The organism is Streptomyces sp. adm13(2018), from assembly GCF_008042145.1.
In the GTDB taxonomy this organism is placed as follows: Bacteria; Actinomycetota; Actinomycetes; order Streptomycetales; family Streptomycetaceae; genus Streptomyces.
This window is the reverse complement of sequence record NZ_RDBH01000337.1, coordinates 1-3,513: the sequence shown is the minus strand read 5'-3', so window position 1 is coordinate 3,513 and position 3,513 is coordinate 1. Positions and strand designations below refer to the sequence as shown.

The 3,513-nt window shown below is 75.7% G+C and carries 1 protein-coding gene; it reads left to right on the top strand.

Annotated features, from left to right (window positions below):
• The coding region (locus tag EAO70_RS37405; protein ID WP_148007210.1) for a non-ribosomal peptide synthetase at nucleotides 1-3,513 on the top strand (3,513 nt) is incomplete at both ends.

Here is a 3,513-nt window from a genome sequence, read left to right as displayed (position 1 = left end):
CTCCGCCCCCGCACGTTCCGGGGTGGCGCCCTCGATCGACGACGGCGTCTCCTTCCCTCTGACGCCGGTCCAGCTCGCCTTCCACACCCAGGGCGGTCTGTACCCCGACGTCCCCGCCTACGGGTACGTCACCCAGGACATCCGCGGCCCGCTCGACCCCGAGCTGCTGGGCCGGGCACTCGCCCTGCTCGCCGACCGGCACGCCATGCTCCGCATCCGGGTCCTCCCCGGCGGTTCGGGCCCCGTCCAGTCCGCCGTACCACCCTCAAACGACGGTGGGGGCGCGCCCGACTGGTACGAGGTGCGCGAGCTGTCCGGCGGCGGTGACGTCGAGGCGGAGTTCGCGGAGCTCGAACAGGCCCTCCGCAACCGGCCGTTCGACCTCACGGCCGAGGCACCCCTCCGCGCCGTACTCGCCCGCAGCACGCGGGGGACCCAGGCTCCCGGCCCTCGCCGCGCGACCGCTGGGGCCGGCCAGGAGTTCCTGCGGCTCGTGCTCGTCGCGCACCACGCCGCCGCCGACGGGTTCAGCCTGAACATCCTCGGCGAGGAACTCTGGGCCCTCTACACCGCCCTCACACAGGACGCTCGACCTGAACTCCCCGCGCACACCACCGACTTCACCGCCTTCCATGCCCACGAGCAGTCCGCACGCTCGGAGTCGGCCCTCGCCGAGGGCCGGACGTACTGGCGCGGCGTCCTCGGCCGGCAGGGGGAGCCGCTCGCCCTCCCGTACGACGGTGATCCGCTGGCTCTCCCCGAACCCCCGCTGCTCGCCCACCAGGTGACCCCGGGGGCCGCCCTGTCGACCGCGCTGCGGGAGACCGCCGCCGCACACGGGGTGTCGCTCTTCCACCTGCTCCTCGCGGCGTACGCGCGCTGCCTCTCACGGTGGAGCGGCGGCCGCGAGGACGTCTCCGTGAACGTGGCCAGGGCCCGCCGCGAGGCGCGGCTGCCGGGCGTCGACCGGCTGGTGGGACCGCTGGCCGACACCCTCCCGGTTCCCGTCCACGTCGGACCGGAGGACTCGGTGCACGCGCTCGCCGTACGACTCCGCGACGCCTGGCCGGAGCACGAGCGGCACGGTCTCCTCACGAGCCTGGACCTGGCCCGGCTGCTGCCGACGGACGGGGCCGGGCCCCGCACCGCCGCGCCCGCGTCGTTCAGCTTCGCCCGCTTCCCGGTCGCCCTCGCGCCCGGGTGCCCGGTGGAGGTCCGGCCGACCTCGGCCGGTACCGCCTCCGCGGCGACCCGGCTCGGGCTGCTGTGCTGGGAGTCCGACGGACAGCTGGCCTTCTCCTGGAACTTCCCTGCCCGGCTCTTCACCCGCGCCACCGTCGAACGCCTCGCCACCGAGCACCTCGCCGAACTCGCCGGGGCGACCGGACTCGGCGAGCCGCCGGCCCCACCTGCGACGTCAGCGCGGCTCACGGCTCCGGAGCCGACGACGGACCCGCGGACCGCACCCCCGATCGACCTCCCCTCCGGCCCACACCCGTCGGGTGACATCGTCGCCCGGCTGCTCGCCCGGTTCCGGGCCACGCCGGACGCGGTCGCCGTCGACACCGACGGAGTCACCCTTCGCTACGCCGAACTGGACCGGGCGTCCGCCGCGCTCGCCGCCCGTCTGCGGGCGGGCGGGGTGGTCCCGGGCGACCTCGTGGGGCTCCTCACCGAGCCGGGCGCCGACGCCGTCACCGGTGTGGTCGGCATCCTGCGCGCGGGCGCCGGCTGGGTGCCGTTGGACGCCGCCCATCCCCCCGCACGCCTGGCCGACCAGCTGAACCGGTCCCGCGCGGGGGTGCTCGTCTGCCACACGGCGACCCGTGACGCGGCCGCGGCGCTCGCCGCCGAGGCCGGGATCACCCTGGTCGCGGCCGACGACACCGCCTCGCTGCCGATGCCCTCCTCCGCCGCCCGGGAGGACGAATCGGTCTCCCACGACCCCGACTCCCTCGCCTACGTCATCTTCACCTCCGGCTCCACCGGTCGCCCCAAAGCGGTCCCGATCACCCGCCGTTCCCTGACGAACTACCTCGACTGGGCGCTGGACACCTTCGGATACCGCGCGGGCGACCGCCTCGCCCAGACGGCCTCGCTGTGCTTCGACGCGTCGGTACGCCAGCTCCTCGCGCCCCTCCTCGTCGGAGCCGCCGTCGTCACCCTGCCCCGGCAGCTCCTCCGGGACCCCGAGGCCCTGCTGGACCGCGTCGAGCAGGCCGGGATCTCGGTGTGGAGCTCGGTCCCGAGCCTGTGGTCACGACTGCTGGAGGCCGCCGAGACACGCGTACGGGAGGGCGGGCCGGCGCCCGACCTGTCGGCCCTGCGCTGGATCCACGTCGGCGGGGAGGCACTCCCGCCCTCCCATGTGCGCCGCTGGTACGACCTGTTCGGCCCGGGCCACCGGATCGCCAACCTCTACGGGCCCACCGAGGCCACCATCAACGCCACCTTCCACATCATCGACACCCGGCCCGCCGACGACGTACGGACACTGCCCATCGGCGCCCCCCTCACCGGCACGGACATCGACGTCGTCACGCCCGACGGGCTGCGGCGCTGCGCGCCCGGCGAGCCCGGCGAGCTGCTCATCGCCGGAGTGGGGCTCACCCCCGGCTACCTCCACGCGCCCGAACTGACCGCCGCCGCGTTCACCGTGCGCGACGGGCGCCGCTGGTACCGCAGCGGCGACCGCGTCCGGCGCGGCGCGGACGGTGTCGTCGAGTTCCTCGGACGGCTCGACGACCAGGTGAAGGTCCGAGGGCACCGGGTGGAGCTCGGCGAGATCGAGGCGGTGCTGCTGAGCCATCCCGCGGTCGCCCGCGCCGCCGTGATCCACCGCGAGGAACGGCTGACCGCCTTCGTCCAGTGCCTGCCGGGCGTGCCGGTGCCCGGGTCGACGGCGCTCCGTGCCCATCTGGCGCGGACCCTGCCGGAGTACATGCTCCCGAACCGGATCCACCTCGCCGACGACCTCCCCCTGACGGGGACCGGCAAGATCGACCGGGCCGCCCTGAAGGCGCCGTCGGCGGACACCGACCAAGCCCCCGGGCGGTCGGCGGGATCGCGTCCCGCCACGCCGACCGAGCTCCTGCTCGCCCGCGTCTGGTCCGAACTCCTCGACACGGACGCGCACGCGCTGCGCCGCGAGGACGACTTCTTCGCCCTCGGCGGCGACTCCCTGCTCGTGCTCCAGGTGTTCGCCCGGCTGCGCGAGACGATCCCCTCGCTGCCCCGGCCCACCGTCGTGTACGCGCACCGGACGCTGGCGGCGCTCGCCGCCGCGGTCGACCGGGGACCGGCGGAGGCAGCGGAGGGGACCACGCCGGTGGACGCGGGCACCGAGCCGTACGGGCACGGCGAACCGGCCTGCCCCTCCCCTGCCTCGACGCTGGCGGCGCTCGCCGCCGCGGTCGACCGGGGACCGGCGGAGGCAGCGGAGGGGACCACGCCGGTGGACGCGGGCACCGAGCCGTACGGGCACGGCGAACCGGCCTGCCCCTCCCCTGCCTC